The sequence below is a fragment of the Oscillospiraceae bacterium genome (assembly GCA_025757985.1).
GTDB lineage: Bacteria > Bacillota > Clostridia > Oscillospirales > Ruminococcaceae > Gemmiger.
In genome coordinates this window covers 974,234-992,244 of record CP107210.1, presented here as the reverse complement: position 1 = coordinate 992,244, position 18,011 = coordinate 974,234, and the positions used below count along the sequence as shown (strand labels likewise).

The window sequence follows — 18,011 nt, the reverse complement described above, 5'->3', positions numbered from 1 at the left end:
TGCCCGAAAAATCTGACCCATAAAAAAGCCTCCCCCGCCCGTGATATGCACTGCGCATACCACAGGCGGGGGAGGCTTGTATTTTATATGACCTTATGCTCCATCCATCTGCCGCTGATAAAGCGGGCGATAAAGCAGATGTCGCGGCAGAGCCAGTCGATGAACATGCCCAGCCAGACGCCGGCCAGCCCCAGATGGAACTGCAGCACAAAGACATAGCTCAGAATAACGCGGAACAGCCACATGCTTATGATGCTGACCGTCATGGTAAATTTGGCATCGCCGCCGGTGCGCAGGGCGTTGGGCAGCGTAAAGCTGCAGGCCCAGAAAAAGACGCTGGCAATGTTGAACATGCGCACGACCATGGTGCAGAGGGCGGAGGCCTCCGCCGAGAGGTTGAACCAGACCACGAGCAGGGGAATCAGGAAGAACAGTGCGGCATTGGCAGCGGCCAGACCGACCATGGCAATGCTCATCAGCAGAAACACATACCGCTTGGCCTGCTTTTTCTCGCCTGCGCCCAGACATTGGCCGACAACGGGGATCATGGCAAGGCTCATCGTATTGCCGGGGATGTTTGCCAGCGTTGAAAGTGTGTTGGCAACGGCGTTGGCCGCGATGGCCGAGGTGCCCAGCGTGGAGGTCAGGCTGCTGACGCAGAGCTTGCCGATCTGGAACATGCCGTTTTCAAGGCCGGACGGGATGCCGATGGAGAGGATCTGCATGATGGGGGTGCGCCGCGGCCGCAGGTCGGCAAGGCTTTGGACCCGCAGCGGGTTGCAGAGCTTTTGGTTCTGCCACAGGATAAACACGGCGGCAAAGACACGGCCGATCAGGGTGGCCAGTGCTGCGCCGATGACCCCCATGCCGAAGCCGTAGATCAGCAGTGCGTTGCCTGCAATGTTGATGACATTCATGACAAGGCTGGCCAGCATACTGATGCGGCTGTTGCCCTGCGCGCGGAAAAGAGCCGCGCCGCCGTTGTACAGGCCGATGAAGGGGTAGGACACGGCGCTGATAAGGAAATACTGCTGGGCAAACCGCATGACATCCTCATCAATGCTGCCGAAAACGCCGCGCAGGATCGGGCGGGAGAGCAGCATACAGAGGATGCCCATTGTCACAGTCGAAAGGCCAAGCACGCTGTACAGCTGGGCCGCGCTGCGCCCGGCGTTTTCGGTATCCTTGCGGCCCAGATACTGGCTGGCAATGACTGCGCCGCCGGTGGCCAGTGCGGACAGGATCTGGATGATCAAAATGTTCAGGCTGTCGACCAGCGAAACACTTGAGACAGCGGCCTCACCCACGCCGGCAACCATCAGGGTGTCGGCCATACCCATCGTGACGCTGAGGGTCTGCTCCAGCAGAAGGGGCCAGATCAGTGTAAACAGCGCCCGTTTGGTAAACATGGGTGCCTGCGGTTTTGCGGTGACTGCCATGGTATTGCTCCTTTTGACATGCGTTTTGCATAGGCTTTACACTGATAGTATACAGCAAAATGTATGCGAAATCAATGGGTGGGCTGTGCGGCAAAAATGCGCTGAAAAGCCCGCGGCGACAGCGTTTGCAGCCAAAATCGCAAAAAAACAAATCGCAAGTATATTGTCCACTTTTGCGGCGCACAAAAGCCCCGGCCGCTTTATGCGGCCGGGGCAGGGGTCACGCAGCGCAGAAAAGCAGCTGCGGGCTTGTTATAATCAGAAATCGACCTCGGTGTCGTAGTAGCAGCACTTCAGCAGCTTTTCCATCTCCTCCTGACTCGGCTGGCGCGGGTTGGAGCCGGTGCAGGCGTCTGCGATGGCGTTCTTGGCGATCTCGGGCAGTCTCTCAAGGAAGACATTCTCCGGGACAAAGCCCTGCTCGCAGGGGTAGGAGTCGGGGCCGTAGTGGCCGATGCAGTGCGGGATGTTCAGGTCGTCATTCATGCCGCGCAGGTATTTGATCAGCAGCGCGACCTTCTCATCGTCATTGCTGCCGCCCAGATGCATCTTGTCGGCGATGACGCCGTAGCGTGCCTTGGCGGTGGGATCCTTGGCGTTGAAGGCGATGACCTTGGGCAGGTACATGGCGTTGGCAGCACCGTGGATGATGTGAGCGCCGTAATCAGCAAAGGCGGCGCCGGTCTTGTGGGCCATGCTGTGGACGATGCCCAGCAAAGCGTTCGAGAAGGCCATGCCGGCCAGACACTGTGCATTGTGCATGGCATCGCGCTTTTCCATATCGCCGTTGTAGCTGCCAACGAGATCCGCCTGAATCATCTCAATGGCATGCAGGGCCAGCGGGTCGGTAAAGTCGCAGTTAGCGGTGGAGACATACGCCTCGATCGCATGGGTCATGGCGTCCATACCGGTGTGGGCGACCAGCTTTTTGGGCATGGTGTGGGCCAGCTCGGGGTCAACGATGGCGACATCGGGGGTGATCTCAAAGTCCGCGATGGGATACTTGATGCCCTTGTCATAGTCGGTGATGATCGAGAAGGCCGTCACCTCGGTCGCAGTGCCGGAGGTGGAGGAGATGGCGCAGAAGTGTGCCTTGCGGCGCAGCGGCGGGATGCCGAACACCTTGCACATCTCCTCAAAGGTGATCTCGGGGTACTCATACTTGATCCACATCGCCTTGGCTGCATCGATGGGGGAGCCGCCGCCGATCGCTACGATCCAGTCGGGCTCAAACTTCAGCATTGCCTCGGCACCCTTCATGACGGTGGTGACGGAGGGATCGGGTTCGATGCCCTCAAACAGCTCGACCTCCATGCCGGCTTCCTTTAAGTAAGCCTCCACGCGATCCAGAAAGCCGAAACGCTTCATGGAGCCGCCGCCAACGCAGATCATGGCGCGCTTGCCGGGCAGGGTCTTCAATGCCTCCAGTGCATTGGGGCCATGGTAAAGGTCACGGGGTAAAGTAAATCTAGCCATAGGGATTGCCTCCTTATAATAATACTCCGTACTTTGACAATTAAATGTCACAATTAAGTATTAACAGTATACCTCTTTTTTGTATAAAAGGTCAATCGTCAATACGGAGAACTTCTCCGCGATTATTCGGCATTTTGCCAGTCGGGTCCTCATACGCTTATCGTATGGGGAAGGGGGCTGGTGTTATGCGTCATATCACACCGCAGCTGAACACAAAAATGCGCCTGCGCACGCGGCTGCTGGCGGCGGTGCTGGCGGTCGGGTGTCTGGGCGGGCTGGCGGTGCGGCTTTTTGTATTGATGCTGCGCGACCCCGGCGGCTATGCGCTGCGCGCCGCCGACCAGCAGCTGCGCGGGGCCACGCTGCCTGCCGCGCGCGGAGAGATCTACGCTGCAGACGGCACGCTGCTTGCGGCCAGCGAGACCTGCTGGACGATCCGCGCCGCCCCGCGGGAGATGGCGGACGAAGCCGTGGAGCCTGCCGCAAGGGCGCTGAGCGAGATTCTGGAGCTGGACTACGCCGAAACACTGGCAAAATTCAGCCAGCGGACCTCCAACGATTGCCTGCTGCGCCGCCGCGTGGACAAGGCGATGGCCGATGCGGTCCGGGATTGGTGCCGCGACAACGGTGTGCAGGGTGTTCAGATCCGACAGGACACAAAGCGCGTCTACCCGCAGGGGAATTTTATGGGCGGTATCCTTGGTTTTACCGATGTGGACAATGCAGGGCTGTGGGGGCTGGAGCTGCGCTACAATGACGAGCTGACAGGGGAGAACGGGCGCATCCTGACCGCCAAAAACGCATGGGGCTACGACATGCCAACCCACTACCAGACCCTTGTGGATGCGGTGCCCGGCAACACGCTGACCCTTACGATCGACGCTCAGATCCAGCACTGGCTGGAAAGTGCGCTGTCCGCCGCCGTGGCCGAGCATCATGTTGCCGAGCGGGGTGTCGGCATCGTTATGGATATACACACCGGCGCGGTGCTGGCAATGTCCTGCCAGCCGGACTACGACCCCAACTCACCGCGCAGCCTTATAAACAAGGAAGCCCGTGATACGGTGAACGCCCTGCAGGGCGAGGAACGCAGCGCCGCCCTGCAGCGGGCGCAGCAGGCGCAGTGGCGCAACAAGGCCATCAGCGACCTGTACGAGCCGGGCAGTGTGTTCAAGCTTATTACGGCTGCGGCGGCGCTGGACAGCGGTGCCTGCAAGCCCACGGACTATTTTACCTGCGCGGGCAGGATCACGGTGGCGGGCACACGGTTCCGCTGCGCCAACGGCCATATCCACGGCAGCGAGACCTTTGCCAGGGGGCTGGCCGTCAGCTGCAACCCCTGCTTTATCCAGATCGGCGCGAGGCTTGGCAAGGAGCGCTTCTGCGACTATTTCGCGGCATTTGGACTGCGGGAGCCGACCGGCATTGACCTGCCGGGCGAGATACGCCGCAGCGAGTACTACACGGCCGACCGGATGGGTCCGGTGGAGCTGGCAAGCTGCTCCTTCGGGCAGAGCAGCAAGGTGAGCTACCTGCAGATGCTTACGGCCGTCTGCGCGGTGGTCAACGGCGGGAAGCTGATGCAGCCGTATCTCGTCAGCAAAATCACCGCGCCGGACGGGCAAGTCATAAAGGAGATAGAGCCTGTGGTGAAGCGGCAGGTCATCAGCGAGGAAACCTCGGCCACGATGTGCCGCCTGATGGAGGGCGTTGTGACCGGCGGCACCGGCAAACAGGCGGCTGTGGCGGGCTATCGTGTCGGCGGCAAAAGCGGCACCAGCCAGAAGCTGGACAGCGCCAACGAGGGGGCGCGCATCGCAAGCTTTGTGTCGGTCGCGCCCATAGATGACCCCAAAATTGCGGTGCTGGTCTGTCTGGACGAACCCCACAGCTGGACCACCAGCGGCGGCGCTCTCTCTGGCCCGGTCTGTGCCGAGGTGCTGAAAAAGGCGCTGCCGTATATCGGTATAAAACCAACGGTGTAGGGTGATGGCAAACGGGAAAAGCCCCTCAGGCCTCGCAGGCTTGGCCAGCTCCCCTGTAAGGGGAGCCTTTTTACGCGGGCACAAGCTGAAAATCCCTCTTGACATTTCCCAAACCTGTGCTATACTTGTAAAGTGCGCAAACGAACAGTTAGATTGCGAACAATTAGAAATCTAACTGATTTTTGCTTGAAAATCAGAACAGGAGGGAAGAAATGTGCGTTGAATCGCAAAATGAATGCGGCTGCTGTGCCGATGTTCACTTCGGCGCACTGCTGAACCAGACCGCGCGGGTCATACGCAGGGCGCTCGATGCCCGCATTTCCGGCGTCAACCCGGATCTTTCCGGTGTGCGGGGCATGGTGCTGGGCGACATTGTCCGCGGCAACCGCAGCGGGCGGGATGTCTACCAGCGCGATATTGAGCAGTGGTTCAACATCCGCCGCTCAAGCGTGACGGCGATGCTGCAGGGGATGGAGCAGGACGGGTTTATCACCCGCTGTGCGGTTGAGAAGGACGCCCGCCTGAAACGGCTGGTGGCTACAGACAAGGGCCGTGCCTGCCATGAACAGATCGAAGCCTGCATTGCGAAGTTTGAGGATGATCTGCAGGCCGGCATTGACCCGCAGCAGGCTGCCGCGGCCCGCGCTGTGCTGGAGCTGACGCTGAAAAACGCGCAGCATATCCTGGAAGAAGGAAATATAACACAAGAGAGGGGAAATACCACTTGTTAAAAACACTCGGACGCGAAACAAAAGGCTTTCGGCTGGTATCCGTGCTGACACCGGTCTTTATGATCGCGGAAGTCATCATGGAAATGATCATCCCGAGGCTGATGGCCTCCATCATTGACAACGGCGTTACGCCGGGCAATATGCAGGTCATCTACACGGTCGGCGCACAGATGATCGTGGCGGCGCTTTTCGGCCTGCTGTTCGGTATTTTGGGCGCTGTTGCCGGCTCACATGCGGCCACCGGCTTTGCCCGCAACCTGCGCCGCGCAATGTTCCGCAACATCCAGACCTTCAGCTTCGCCAACATCGACAAATACTCCACGGCGGGCCTTGTCACCCGCATGACCACCGATGTGACGAATATCCAGAACGCCTACCAGATGCTGCTGCGCATGTCGATCCGCGCGCCTGCCAGCATGATCGTGGCGCTGATCATGTCCTTTGCCATCAATCGTGAGCTGGCAAGCGTCTATCTGGTCGCTGTTATCCTGCTGGGCGGCGCGCTCGTCTTTATCATGAGCCGCGCCACCAAGTACTTCGGCGAGGCCTTCCGCAAATATGATGACCTGAACGAGAGCGTGCAGGAGAATGTCTCCGCCATCCGCGTGGTCAAGGCCTATGTCCGCGAGGATTTTGAGGGCAAAAAGTTCAAAAAGGCCAGCGAGAATGTCCGCCGCCTGCTTATGCGCGCCGAGATGATCCTTGCATGGAACGCCCCGCTCATGCAGCTGACCGTTTACAGCTGCATCCTGCTGATCTCCTGGCTGGGTGCACAGCTCATTGTCAGCTCCGGCGCGACCGCCTTCACCACCGGCGATCTGATGAGCATGCTGAGCTACTGCATGAACATCCTGATGAGCCTGATGATGCTCTCGACGGTCTTTGTCATGATCACGATGTCTATGGCCTCCGCAAGGCGTGTGGCCGAGGTGCTGGACGAGCAGTCCGACCTCAAGAATGGTGCGGACCCCGTCATGGAGGTCAAGGACGGCTCGGTCAAGTTCGATCATGTCAGCTTTGCCTACAAGAAGGACGGCGAAAAGGCACTGGAGGATATCGACCTCGAAATCAAATCCGGCGAGACCATCGGCATTATCGGCGGCACCGGCTCGGCCAAGTCCAGTCTGGTGCAGCTGCTGCCCCGCCTGTACGATGCGACCGAGGGCCGCGTCATCATCGGCGGTGTCGATGTACGCAGCTATGATCTGGACACGCTGCGCAACAATGTGGCCATGGTGCTGCAGAAGAACGAGCTGTTCAGCGGTACGATTGCCGACAACCTGCGCTGGGGCAACCCCGGCGCCACCGACGCCGAGATCGAGGACGCCTGCAAGCAGGCCTGCGCCGATGAGTTTATCGAGCGCTTCCCCGATAAGTACCAGACCCACATCGAGCAGGGCGGCAACAATGTCTCGGGCGGCCAGAAGCAGCGCCTCTGCATTGCCCGCGCACTGCTGAAAAAGCCCCGTATCCTGATTCTGGATGATTCGACCTCCGCTGTCGATACCGCCACGGATGCGAAGATCCGCCACTCCTTTGCCGAGAAGATCCCCGGCACGACGGTGTTTATCATCGCCCAGCGCATCTCCTCCGTTGAGAATGCGGACCGGGTCCTTGTGCTTGACAACGGCAGGGTCAGCGGCTTTGACACCCCCGCCAACCTGCTCAAAAACAACGCGATCTATCAGGATGTCTACAACAGCCAGACCAAAGGCTCCGGCGATTTTGATGAGAAGGGAGGGGAGGCCTGATGGCACAGCAAGCGAAAGTGGTAAAAGTCGGCCCCGGCGGGCGCAATAACGGCCCCCGCCCCAAGGTCGAAAACCCCGGCAAGGTGTTCAAGCGTATCCTTGGGTATGTCATGAATCAGTACAAGGCGCAGGTCATCATCGTGCTCTGCTGCATTCTGCTGGCAGTGTTTGCCCAGCTGCAGGGCGTCATGTTTTCCCAGACGCTGATTGACGGTTACATTCTGCCGTTGCTGCGTTCGGGCGGCACGGATTTCAGCGGTCTGGCCGCCGCCATCCTGCGTGTGGCTTCGTTCTACTGTATCGGTATTGCTGCTATCTTTGTGCAGAACCGTTTAATGGCCCGCATCACACAGGGCACGCTGAAGAATCTGCGTGACGAGATGTTCACCCACATGCAGACGCTGCCCATCAAATATTTTGATACCCACGCCCACGGCGACATCATGTCGATCTACACCAACGACATCGACACCCTGCGCCAGATGATCAGCCAGAGCCTGCCCCAGCTGGTCAACACGATCGTCACGCTGGTCGGCGTGCTGGCATCGATGATTTACCTCAGTATCCCTCTGACGCTGCTGGCGCTGGCAATGGTCGGCGTTATGCTGCTGGTCACGAAGTATCTGACCGGAAACTCCGGCAAATACTTCCTCAGGCAGCAGCAGGAGCTGGGCAAGGTCAACGGCTACATTGAGGAGATGATGAACGGCCAGAAGGTCGTCAAGGTGTTCTGCCATGAGCAGATCGCCATCGACGAGTTCGACAAGCTCAATGATGAGTTGTTCCAAAGCGCCGACAAGGCCAACGCCTACTCTCTGGTGGCGATGCCGGTCAACGGCCAGCTGGGCAACCTGAGCTATGTCTTCTGCGCTATCATCGGTGGCGCGCTGGTTATCAGCGGCTTCGGCGGCAATCTGTCTCTGGGCGGGCTGGCCAGCTTCCTTGTGCTGAACCGCCAGTTCAACCAGCCCATCAGCCAGATCTCCATGCAGCTGAACTCGGTCGTCATGGCATTGGCCGGCGGTGCGCGTATCTTTGCCCTGCTGGACGAGAAGCCCGAGGTCAACGAGGGCGATGTGACGCTGGTCCACGCGAAATATCTGGCGGACGATTCCGTCACCGAGGCGGACGAATCCACAGGCACCTGGGCGTGGAAACATGTGGGTGCTGACGGAAAGCCCAGCTACACCGAGCTGAAGGGTGACATCGTCTTTAAGGATGTTGATTTCGGCTACGATGAGAAGAAGATCGTTCTGCACGACATCAACCTTTACGGCCGCCCGGGCCAGAAAATCGCCTTTGTCGGCTCCACCGGCGCCGGCAAGACGACCATCACCAACCTGATCAACCGCTTCTACGATATCCAGAAGGGCCAGATCTACTATGACGGTCTGGACATCAAGGCCATTGAGAAGGACGCGCTGCGCTCCTCGCTGGGCATCGTGCTGCAGGATACCCACCTGTTCACCGGCACGGTTATGGAGAATATCCGCTACGGCCGCCTGACTGCCACCGATGAGGAGTGCATGGCCGCTGCCAGACTGGCGAACGCCGATACCTTCATCAAGCATCTGCCCGAGGGCTACAACACGATGCTGACCGGTGACGGCACGAACCTGAGCCAGGGCCAGCGCCAGCTGCTGGCCATCGCCCGCGCCGCTGTTGCCGACCCGCCGGTGCTGATCCTCGATGAGGCAACCTCCTCCATCGACACCCGCACCGAGAAGCTTGTGCAGGACGGCATGGACGGCCTGATGTACGGCCGCACCACCTTTGTCATTGCCCACCGCCTGTCCACGGTGCGCAACTCTGACTGCATCATGGTTTTGGAGCAGGGCCGTATCATCGAGCGCGGCACCCATGACGAGCTGATCGCCCAGAAGGGGCGCTATTACCGGCTGTACACCGGCAATTTTGCCGAGAACAGCTGATACGGCAGCGGTCGAAAAAGGTCGCAAATCAGCCTGAAATCAATCAAAACTGCCGGGATAGCTTGTGCTGCCCCGGCAGTTTTTGTGCAAAATGCCGCAACAGCGCGAAAAAGTTGACGGACAGGAAAAAAGTGGTTATAATAGGATGCGTAGACACGCAAAATGCAGTGTCTTACGCTGCGGCCTGAGGGAAAAAACGGCCGCCCTGAAGGTAGTTTACTTTTTATGATAAACAGGAGGGTATTGCATTATGGCACCCAGAAAGAAGATCGCACAGACTGTACTTACCGCGGGTAAGTTCTACACCATCAGCGCCGCCAACGGCAAGGTCGTTGAGGTTGCTGATTATAACATCGACAACGGCGCAAAGATCCAGCTGATGGACAATGCCAACTTTGAGTGGCAGCAGTGGGGCTTTGTCGCAGCGGGTGACGGCGTCTACCGCATCCAGAACCGTTTCACCGGCAAGATGATGGATCTGGATATGGGCGGCGTCAGCGACGGCACCCGCGTCCACCAGTGGGAGGGCGCACAGGCCTCCAGCCAGCTGTGGGTCGTGGAGCCTACCAACGACGGCCGCGTTAAGATCAAGTCCAACCTGGCCGGTAAGCTGCTGGATCCCGGCATGGCTACCGAGAACGGCACTGTGCTGCAGATTTGGGCCGATGTCAACGGCGATAACCAGTTCTGGACCATTGATGAGGTGACCCGCAAGCCCAAGACCAGCGTCAAGGCCACCACTGTCAAGGCCAAGGCCGCTGCCGAGAAGGCTGCTACCGAGGTCGTCAAGGCCGCAAAGCCCGCCGCCGAGAAGGCTGTCAAGGCTGCCAAGCCCGCTGTCGAAAAGACCGTTGAGGCCGCGAAGCCTGTTGTCGAGAAGGCTGTCAAGGCTGCTGAGCCTGTTGTTGAAAAGACGGTCGAGGCTGTGAAGCCTGCCGCCGAGAAGGCTGTTGAGGCCGCAAAGCCTGTTGTTGAGAAGGCTGTCAAGGCCGCCGAGCCTGTTGTCGAAAAGACGGTCGAGACTGTGAAGCCTGCCGCTGAGAAGGCTGTTGAGGCCGTCAAGACTGCCGCTGCCAAGGCCAACACCCGCAAGGGCGGCAAGGGCAAGCGCCGCAAGTAATTTGCTTTGAACTTTTTCCCTGCAATTTTTGTGCTGTAACGAGAAAACCCCGCCCCGTCAGGATGCAGTTCCTGACGGGGCGGGGTTATTTTTTGTTTGTGGCTGAAAAGCCTTCCCCTACGGGGGAAGGTGGCCCGAAGGGCCGGATGAGGGGCGAGTGTGCCAGTATTGCCCGTGAACGAGCTGCGGCGGAAACGCTGCCCTCATCAGTCACCTGCGATGACAGTTTCCCCCACGGGGGAAGCCTTCAGACTTACCCCAGCGCCGCGATGCTCTCCTTGAGCTTGGCCAGCTTGTCCTGAGCGGCGGTCAGCTTGGCGCGGGTCTCCTCCACCAGCTTGGCGGGGGCCTTCTCGACAAACTTCGGGTTCTTGAGCTGATTCTCGAACATGGTCAGCTCCTTCTCGGCCTTCGCCATCTCCTTGTTCAGGCGGGCCAGTTCCTTCTCACGGTCGATCAGCTCCATCATCGGGATAAAGCCCTTGGCATCGGGGGTGGCCACATTGACCATGCCCTCGGTGCTGCCGGTGTACTTGCCGGTGACAGTCACATCGGTCGCAAAGGCGAAGCGGGCTAGATAGGCGCCGCCCTTCTCAAAGGCGGCCGGGCTGGCGGTCTCGATGATCATGCTCGTCTTTTTGGCCGGGTGAACATTCATCTCGGCGCGCATGGCGCGGACAGCCTTGATGTAGTCCATCAGCTTTTCAAAGTCGGCGCAATCCTCGGCCCAGATCTTCATGTTCTCATCACCGGGCCACTTCTCGGTCATGATGGTTTCGCCGCTGCCGGGCAGGGCCTGATAGAGCTCCTCGGTGATGAACGGCATGAAGGGGTGCAGCAGCTTGAGCGCCTTGTCCAGCACATAGACCAGCACCTTGCGGGCTGCATCGGCGGCGGCCGCGTCCTCGCCGTTCAGGCGGGTTTTGCAGATCTCGATATACCAGTCGCAGTAGACCTCCCAGATGAAGTTCTCGACCTTCTCGGCGGCCAGACCCAGTTCATACTTATCAAGGTTGGCGGTGGCCTCGGCGGCGACCTTGGCCAGCTCGGACAGAATCCACTTGTCGCTCATGTCAAGCAGATCCTCGGCGGGCAGGCCCGGCTCAAAGTCCTCGGGCAGGTTCATCTGCACAAAGCGGGAGGCGTTCCACAGCTTGTTGGCAAAGTTGCGGCAGGCAAGCACCTTTTCATCGCTGTAGCGCATATCGTTGCCCGCGGTGGAGCCGATAATCAGCATCATGCGCAAAGCGTCCGCGCCGTACTGCTCAATGACCTCCAGCGGGTCGATGCCGTTGCCAAGAGATTTGGACATCTTGCGGCCCTGACTGTCGCGGACGATGCCGTGGATCAGCACCGTGTCAAACGGTGCCTTGCCGGTGTAGGCGAGGCCGGAGAAGATCATGCGGGACACCCAGAAGCCGATGATGTCATAGCCGGTGACCAGCGTATTGGTGGGGTAGAAATACTTGTAGTCCTCGGCGTCCTCGTTGGGCCAGCCCAGCGTGGAGAAGGGCCACAGCGCACTGCTGAACCAAGTATCCAGCGTGTCGGGGTCCTGGGTCAGCTTGGTGCTGCCGCACTTGGGGCAGCTGCAGGGAGCATCCTTGGAAACTACGGTCTCGCCGCAGTCATCGCAGTACCACGCGGGGATCTGGTGGCCCCACCACAGCTGGCGGCTGATGCACCAGTCGCGGCCGCCCTTCATCCAGTTGATGTAGTTCTTGGTGAAGCGCTCCGGCACGAACTTGATCTCGCCCTTCTCAACGCTCTCGATGGCGGGCTTGGCCAGCGGCTCCATCTTGACGAACCACTGCTTGGAGACCATCGGCTCAATGACGGAGTGGCAGCGGTAGCAGGTGCCGACCTCATGGGTCAGGGGCTCGGTCTCCTTCAGCGCACCGCATGCCTCCAGATCGGCCAGAATGGCCTCGCGGGCCTCCAGCGCGGTCATGCCGGCGTATTTGCCGCAGTCCAGAACATCCGGCTCATCGGCGGCTGCGCGGCCGGCGGCCTTCTCGGCATCGACGGCAGCCTTGTCGGCGGCACCGGTCATGTGGCCGTCGTAGGTCAGCACGCGGATCATCGGCAGATCGTGGCGCTTGCCGACCTCAAAGTCGTTGGGATCGTGGGCGGGGGTGATCTTCACAACGCCGGTGCCCTTTTCCATGTCGGCGTGCTCATCGCAGACGATGGGGATCTCACGGCCCAGCAGGGGCAGCACGACATGGCAGCCGTGCAGATGCTTGTAGCGCGGGTCCTCCGCATTGATGGCAACGGCGGTATCGCCCAGCATCGTCTCGGGGCGGGTGGTGGCCAGCTCCAGCATCTCGCCGGTCTCCTTGACCGGGTAGAGCAGGTGCCAGAAGCTGCCGTCCTTGCTCTCATACTCGACCTCGGCGTCCGAGATGGAGGTGTTGCAGTGGGGGCACCAGTTGACCATACGGTTGCCGCGGTAGATCAGACCCTCGTTGTACAGACGGACAAAGACCTCCTTGACGGCGTCAGAGCAGCCCTCGTCCATCGTGAAGCGCTCGCGCTGCCAGTCGCAGGAGCAGCCCAGCTTTTTCAGCTGGCTGACGATGCGGTTGCCGTAGGTGTTCTTCCAGTCCCACGCGCGCTCCAAAAAGCCGTCACGGCCGACCATCTCCTTGGTCAGGCCCTCCTCGCGCATCTTGGCCACGACCTTGGCCTCGGTTGCAATGGAGGCATGGTCGGTGCCGGGCACCCACAGGGCGGCGTAGCCCTGCATCCGCTTGTAGCGGGTCAGAATGTCCTGCCAGGTTTCGTCCATAGCGTGGCCCATGTGCAGCTGGCCGGTGACGTTTGGCGGCGGCATTACGATGGTAAACGGCTTTTTGCTGCGGTCGACCTGAGTATGGAAATACCCCTTGTCGCACCAGTTCTGGTAGATGCGGTCCTCGGTGCCCTGCGGGGCGTACTGTTTGGCGAGTTCTTTCGGCATGTGATAAAACCTCCTGATAAATGTGCGGGGCGCTTTGCGCAAAAAAGAAAAGCCGCCCCATGAGTTATCATGGGACGGCCTGAATCAATTCAAGTCGCGGTACCACCCAAGTTGCCCGGCTACGGGCCGCTTTGCGGCAGGCCGAACAGCCCGCCTGCCCGGATAACGGCGGCAAACCCGGATGCGGCTGGCAGGGGAAGCACCCCTCTCACTGCATCTGCTTGAAAGTGACAGCGCCCGCCGCGCTCTGCCGGGCTTGCATCAACCCCCGGCTTGCTGCAAAAGTACGATTCGGGCACACTCTTTCGCACTGCATTTGTATCTTATAATGTACCGCAGTGCGGGGAATTTGTCAAGGGCATCGCCGGATAATAAATGCGCTTACGCCCACTTTTCCCATATATCGGGGCAGTACCCCACGGTGGCCAGCCTGCCGTTGCGCACAATGGGCTGGCGGATGAGCTGCTGGTTCTCAAACAGCTTGTCCGCCTGCTGGCTTTCGTCCAGCCATTGCAGCAGTGCCAGCGTGTCCTTGTCCTTTGCGCTCTCATCGACAAGCTGTGCCCACCCGCCGACGGCGCGGCAGACATTGTCGAACTCGCCGCGGCTCATGCCTTTTTCCTTCATGTCGATCATCTGGAATTTGATACCGCGCTCCTTGAACCAGCGCTGCGCCTTTTTGGTGTCAAAGCTCTTGTTTGAGCCGAAAATCTGGATGTTCATGGCCATTCCCCCCACAAAATACATTTTTTTCATTAGGATACCACAAAAACCGTACCTTGACAACTTACAAGGCCGGGCCTATAGTATGAGGGAAACTGCAGCAGGGCGCTTGCTCTTATGCGGGCTGCGTGCTATAATACAGGTTTATAGAGGAGTATCTATAAAGGAGTATTATGGAAAAAGAAAGAACCAGTCCGTGGCTGATCTTGTTCCGCGTGGTATTTACGGCGGCGCTGATCGCCTGCATTATGTTTATCTTTCGCAACTCACTGGAAAACGGTGCCCAGTCGTCCGCACGCAGCCAAGCCGTCATGCAGCTGGTCAACAGTGCGCTGGCCAAGGTGCATCTCGGCCCATTGTCGGAGCATCTGATCCGTAAGCTCGCGCACTTTTCGGAGTTTGCGCTGGAGGGCTTTCTGCTGATGCTCTGCATCCGCGTGTACACAAAGCATTTTGTGCGCCACATGAGCTGGCCGCTGCTCGGCGGTATGACAACGGCGCTGATGGATGAGACCATCCAGCTGCACAGCCCCAACCGCACCTCGTCGGTGGTGGATGTCTGGATCGATATGTCCGGCGTCGTGGCGGGACTGCTGTTTGCACTCATCATCCTGCTGATCGTGCGCGGCGTTACCGCATTCATCCGCGTCAAGCAGGAGAACCGCGCTCTGCGCGCCGAGAGCGCGGAGCTGCGCCGCCGCGAGCATGAGCGGCTGGCGCGCCGTGCTGCCCACCGCGCCCATGAGGCGCAGCTGAACCGCCCGGAACCCGATGATGACGAATACGATGAGGAGGACGAAGAATGACGACCCAACAGGCAATCGAGGCCCTGCACGCCCTGCCGCGTATGGGGCAGGGGAAACCCGGCCTTGCCCGCATGCAAAATCTGATGGACCACCTGGGCAACCCGGAAAAGGACCTGCAGTGCATCCATATTGCGGGCACAAACGGCAAGGGCAGCCTTGCGGCCATGACGTCCTCCATCCTGACGGCAGCGGGCTACAAGACCGGTCTGACCATCAGCCCGTATGTGGTGGACTTCCGTGAGCGGTTCCAGATCGATGGCGAGATGATCCCGCCCCGCACGCTGGCAAACCTGACGGAGAAGGTCATGGACGCAGCGGATGCCATCGAGGCTGAGGGCGGCGAAATGCCTGTCGAGTTCGAGGCCGTCACGGCGCTGGCACTGCTTTGGTTCGCACGCGAAAAGTGCGACCTTGTGGTGCTGGAAACCGGTCTTGGCGGCCGCTGCGATGCCACGAACATCGTGCCGCACAAGCTTGTGGCTGCCATCACAAAGATCGGCTATGACCACATGGAAGTTCTGGGAGATACCCTTGATAAAATTGCCGCCGAGAAGGCCGGCATCATTAAGGAGGGCGCGGTCGTTGTCAACTACCCTGACCAGCCTGCCGAGGCGATGGGGCCGATCCTGACCGCTGCGGCCGAAGCCCACACCAGCATCATCACGCCCGACAAGGATGATTTGACGCTGCTGCGCGGCAAGCGGCTGGAAAACCGCATCGACTATGGCGGCTACCGTGCGGCGCTGGGACTGCCCGGAACCCATCAGGCTAACCACGCCGCCATGGCTGTCGAGATCGCGCTGGCGCTCTGGCGCGAGTTCGGCTACGATATTTCGGACGATGCCATCCTCGAAGGCCTCGCCAACGCGAAGATGCCCGCCCGCATCGAGGTGCTGCGCCGCCATCCGCTGCTGCTGCTGGATGGCTGCCACAACCCGGACGGCGCCAAAATGCTGGCTGCGACGCTGACCCGCGCCGATTTTGAGGAAAACCTCGTCGGCGTGTTCGGCGTGCTGGCGGACAAGGACTACAAGGAAATGCTTTCCGACCTCGCGCCCTGCTTCGCGAAGGTCTACACGGTCACGCCCAACTGCCCCCGTGCGCTGAGCGCCGAGGACTTGCAGAAGGAGGCACGCTTCCACACCGACGCCGAGGCCGCCGACAGTGTGGCCGACGCCCTGCGCAAGGCCATCGACTACGCCGATGAGAACAACCTCGCGGGCGTCGTTGTCTGCGGCTCGCTTTATCTTGCGGCGGAGGCCCGCCCACTTCTCCTCAAGGAGGCAGAAAAATAACCGCTGCCCGCACAATTCCAACAAAATATGCACCCTGAAGCCTGTATCATAACGGTACAGGCTTTTCTTTATGCTGTAGGGGGAATTTTATCCATCCCGACCCTCAACCGCCAACCTGCTGCAACTCTATTACAAAAGGGGACAACCTTCCATGGCCAAAGTAACCTTCATCCCGGGCAGCGGCACCCTTGCCGCCTACCTCAGCGGCGAGATCGACCACCACGCCGCCCAATCGCTGCGGCGGGAGATCGATGCGCAGATAGATGACCGCCTTCCGGAATTGCTGACGCTGGATTTCTCGGGCGTCACCTTTATGGACTCCTCCGGTGTGGGGCTTATTCTGGGGCGCGGCCGGCATATCGGCGCGCTGGGCGGACGGCTGACCGTCCAGAATCCGCCCCGGGCGGTGCAGCGAATGCTCGACCTTGCTCACATAACCTACGCCTGAACGGAGGAAAAGACGATGAAGATGCTCAATCAGGTCAAGCTTACCTTCGCGGGGCGCTCTGTCAATGAGGGCTTTGCCCGCGCCGCGCTGGCGGCGTTTCTGGTCCAGCTGGATCCGACTGTGCCCCAGCTGGCGGATATAAAAACCGCAGTGTCGGAGGCTGTGACCAACTGTATCGTGCATGCCTATCCGGATCATATCGGCCCTGTGACAGTGACAGCAGCCATCTATGAGGGTGGAATCGTTCGTATTACGGTATCGGACCGTGGTGTCGGCATCCCGGATGTCGCCAAGGCGATGGAACCGATGTTCACAACGGGTGACGCCGAGGAACGAGCCGGTCTCGGCTTTGCTGTTATGCAGAGCTTTATGGATAAGGTCCGGGTTTCGTCTGCACCGGGGCGCGGAACCCGTGTGACCCTGACAAAGCGCCTGCAGGCCCGCACCTGACCCTCTACATATATAAAAGGAGGGGACAGCCATGCCTGCCGATATCCGACAGCTGCCGCGTGAAGAATTTATCGAAAAGAATCTGGGACTCGTACACGCCTGTGCCGGAAGGTTCAAGGGGCGGGGGATCGAATACGAGGAGTTATACGCTGCGGGCTGTCTGGGTCTGGTCAAGGCCTGCGATGGCTTTGACACCGGCCGCGGCGTCTGCTTTTCCACCTACGCCGTACCGGTCATTCTGGGCGAGATCAAAAAGCTGTTCCGGGACGGCGGCACAGTCAAGGTAAGCCGCTCTCTCAAGGAGCTGTCACTGAAGATCAATCAGGAGCGGGAGCGCTGTCTGAAGCGTACCGGGCAGGAGCCGGGCGTCACAGAACTGGCAGAAACACTGGGCACGACCCCGGAGCAGATCGCCCTCGCCATCCGGGCGGCGCTGCCGGCCCTGAGCCTGACGCCCACCGATGATGAGGACGGTCTGAAGGAATTCGATGTGCCCATCGACTCCCCGGAGGAGGCACTTTCCGACCGGATCGGCCTTGCGGAGGTGATGGACAGGCTCAGCGATGGGGACCGCCAGCTTATCCGGCTGCGCTTTTTTGCAGGCCGGACCCAAAGCGAAACGGCCCGCGTTCTAGGCACAACGCAGGTCCAAATATCCCGCCGCGAGCGCCGCATCCTGAAATGGATGCGCGAACAACTGCTGGAAGCACTGTGAAATACGGCTGCAACCCAACCTGCCCCTCACGGAAACTATTCAAAAAGCGGCCCACCCGTAGGGGCGGCATACATGCCGCCCGCGCACCACGCCAATACCACCAACCTACCCCCTGCCACCCTGTAGGGGCCGGGCATGCCCGGCCCGCAACCTACCCGATACCACAACTTGTGGCCAAT

At 59.9% G+C, this 18,011-nt stretch carries 14 protein-coding genes; 10 read left to right on the top strand and 4 right to left on the bottom strand.

Features of this window, described 5'->3' with window-relative positions:
- Positions 1-83 precede the first annotated feature (83 nt).
- Together OGM67_05005 and OGM67_05000 are read right to left on the bottom strand one after the other, a co-directional pair.
- The gene (locus OGM67_05005) at positions 84-1,439 is read right to left on the bottom strand and encodes an MATE family efflux transporter (GenBank protein UYJ35679.1); all 1,356 of its coding nucleotides are present in this window, start codon (positions 1,437-1,439) and stop codon (positions 84-86) included.
- 258 nt (positions 1,440-1,697) lie between these two features.
- Positions 1,698-2,915, bottom strand: a complete 1,218-nt coding sequence (locus OGM67_05000) for an iron-containing alcohol dehydrogenase (GenBank protein ID UYJ35678.1) — start codon at positions 2,913-2,915, stop codon at positions 1,698-1,700.
- A gap of 185 nt (positions 2,916-3,100) precedes the next feature.
- Between OGM67_05000 and OGM67_04995 the strand changes: the two genes are divergently transcribed.
- The 5 genes from OGM67_04995 (at position 3,101) to OGM67_04975 (ending at position 10,433) form a co-directional block, all read left to right on the top strand.
- Positions 3,101-4,900, top strand: coding sequence for a penicillin-binding transpeptidase domain-containing protein (locus OGM67_04995; GenBank protein UYJ35677.1), 1,800 nt, complete (start codon positions 3,101-3,103; stop codon positions 4,898-4,900).
- 212 nt (positions 4,901-5,112) lie between these two features.
- Positions 5,113-5,631, top strand: coding sequence for a MarR family winged helix-turn-helix transcriptional regulator (locus OGM67_04990; protein ID UYJ35676.1), 519 nt, complete (start codon positions 5,113-5,115; stop codon positions 5,629-5,631).
- Positions 5,625-7,382, top strand: a complete 1,758-nt coding sequence (locus OGM67_04985) for an ABC transporter ATP-binding protein/permease (protein UYJ35675.1) — start codon at positions 5,625-5,627, stop codon at positions 7,380-7,382. The genes OGM67_04990 and OGM67_04985 overlap by 7 nt, the downstream gene beginning before the upstream one ends.
- Positions 7,382-9,313, top strand: coding sequence for an ABC transporter ATP-binding protein/permease (locus OGM67_04980; protein ID UYJ35674.1), 1,932 nt, complete (start codon positions 7,382-7,384; stop codon positions 9,311-9,313). Before OGM67_04985 ends, OGM67_04980 begins: the two co-directional genes overlap by 1 nt.
- A 250-nt stretch (positions 9,314-9,563) precedes the next feature.
- A complete protein-coding gene (locus tag OGM67_04975; GenBank protein ID UYJ35673.1) occupies positions 9,564-10,433 on the top strand; it encodes an RICIN domain-containing protein in 870 nt (289 codons plus the stop codon).
- A gap of 253 nt (positions 10,434-10,686) precedes the next feature.
- Here the strand turns inward: OGM67_04975 and OGM67_04970 are convergent, their stop codons facing one another.
- On the bottom strand, positions 10,687-13,395 hold the full coding sequence (locus OGM67_04970; GenBank protein ID UYJ35672.1) for a valine--tRNA ligase: 2,709 nt from the start codon (positions 13,393-13,395) through the stop codon (positions 10,687-10,689).
- A gap of 381 nt (positions 13,396-13,776) precedes the next feature.
- Positions 13,777-14,118, bottom strand: coding sequence for an arsenate reductase family protein (locus OGM67_04965; GenBank protein ID UYJ35671.1), 342 nt, complete (start codon positions 14,116-14,118; stop codon positions 13,777-13,779).
- A 173-nt stretch (positions 14,119-14,291) separates the two neighbouring features.
- Here OGM67_04965 and OGM67_04960 point away from each other — a divergent pair, with 173 nt between their 5' ends.
- From OGM67_04960 to OGM67_04940, 5 genes are all read left to right on the top strand, one after another.
- Positions 14,292-14,924 (top strand): VanZ family protein, encoded by a 633-nt coding sequence (locus OGM67_04960; protein ID UYJ35670.1) that lies wholly within the window; start codon positions 14,292-14,294, stop codon positions 14,922-14,924.
- Positions 14,921-16,219, top strand: coding sequence for a bifunctional folylpolyglutamate synthase/dihydrofolate synthase (locus OGM67_04955; protein ID UYJ35669.1), 1,299 nt, complete (start codon positions 14,921-14,923; stop codon positions 16,217-16,219). The genes OGM67_04960 and OGM67_04955 overlap by 4 nt, the downstream gene beginning before the upstream one ends.
- Positions 16,220-16,370: 151 nt before the next feature.
- The gene (locus OGM67_04950) at positions 16,371-16,667 is read left to right on the top strand and encodes an anti-sigma factor antagonist (protein ID UYJ35668.1); all 297 of its coding nucleotides are present in this window, start codon (positions 16,371-16,373) and stop codon (positions 16,665-16,667) included.
- A gap of 15 nt (positions 16,668-16,682) precedes the next feature.
- Positions 16,683-17,117 (top strand): anti-sigma F factor, encoded by a 435-nt coding sequence (spoIIAB, locus tag OGM67_04945; GenBank protein UYJ35667.1) that lies wholly within the window; start codon positions 16,683-16,685, stop codon positions 17,115-17,117.
- A 31-nt stretch (positions 17,118-17,148) separates the two neighbouring features.
- Positions 17,149-17,832 carry a sigma-70 family RNA polymerase sigma factor gene (locus OGM67_04940; protein ID UYJ35666.1) on the top strand — a complete coding sequence of 228 codons (684 nt, stop codon included), beginning with the start codon at positions 17,149-17,151 and terminating at the stop codon, positions 17,830-17,832.
- The last annotated feature ends 179 nt before the right edge of the window (positions 17,833-18,011 follow it).

What these genes read in the sequence shown, in the direction of transcription:
- OGM67_05005 (UYJ35679.1), bottom strand. Translation starts at nt 1,439, where the DNA reads ATGGCAGTCACCGCAAAACCGCAGGCACCCATGTTTACCAAACGGGCG.
- OGM67_05000 (UYJ35678.1), bottom strand. Translation starts at nt 2,915, where the DNA reads ATGGCTAGATTTACTTTACCCCGTGACCTTTACCATGGCCCCAATGCA.
- OGM67_04995 (UYJ35677.1), top strand. Translation starts at nt 3,101, where the DNA reads ATGCGTCATATCACACCGCAGCTGAACACAAAAATGCGCCTGCGCACG.
- OGM67_04990 (UYJ35676.1), top strand. Translation starts at nt 5,113, where the DNA reads ATGTGCGTTGAATCGCAAAATGAATGCGGCTGCTGTGCCGATGTTCAC.
- OGM67_04980 (UYJ35674.1), top strand. Translation starts at nt 7,382, where the DNA reads ATGGCACAGCAAGCGAAAGTGGTAAAAGTCGGCCCCGGCGGGCGCAAT.
- OGM67_04975 (UYJ35673.1), top strand. Translation starts at nt 9,564, where the DNA reads ATGGCACCCAGAAAGAAGATCGCACAGACTGTACTTACCGCGGGTAAG.
- OGM67_04970 (UYJ35672.1), bottom strand. Translation starts at nt 13,395, where the DNA reads ATGCCGAAAGAACTCGCCAAACAGTACGCCCCGCAGGGCACCGAGGAC.
- OGM67_04965 (UYJ35671.1), bottom strand. Translation starts at nt 14,118, where the DNA reads ATGAACATCCAGATTTTCGGCTCAAACAAGAGCTTTGACACCAAAAAG.
- OGM67_04960 (UYJ35670.1), top strand. Translation starts at nt 14,292, where the DNA reads ATGGAAAAAGAAAGAACCAGTCCGTGGCTGATCTTGTTCCGCGTGGTA.
- OGM67_04955 (UYJ35669.1), top strand. Translation starts at nt 14,921, where the DNA reads ATGACGACCCAACAGGCAATCGAGGCCCTGCACGCCCTGCCGCGTATG.
- OGM67_04950 (UYJ35668.1), top strand. Translation starts at nt 16,371, where the DNA reads ATGGCCAAAGTAACCTTCATCCCGGGCAGCGGCACCCTTGCCGCCTAC.
- spoIIAB (UYJ35667.1), top strand. Translation starts at nt 16,683, where the DNA reads ATGAAGATGCTCAATCAGGTCAAGCTTACCTTCGCGGGGCGCTCTGTC.
- OGM67_04940 (UYJ35666.1), top strand. Translation starts at nt 17,149, where the DNA reads ATGCCTGCCGATATCCGACAGCTGCCGCGTGAAGAATTTATCGAAAAG.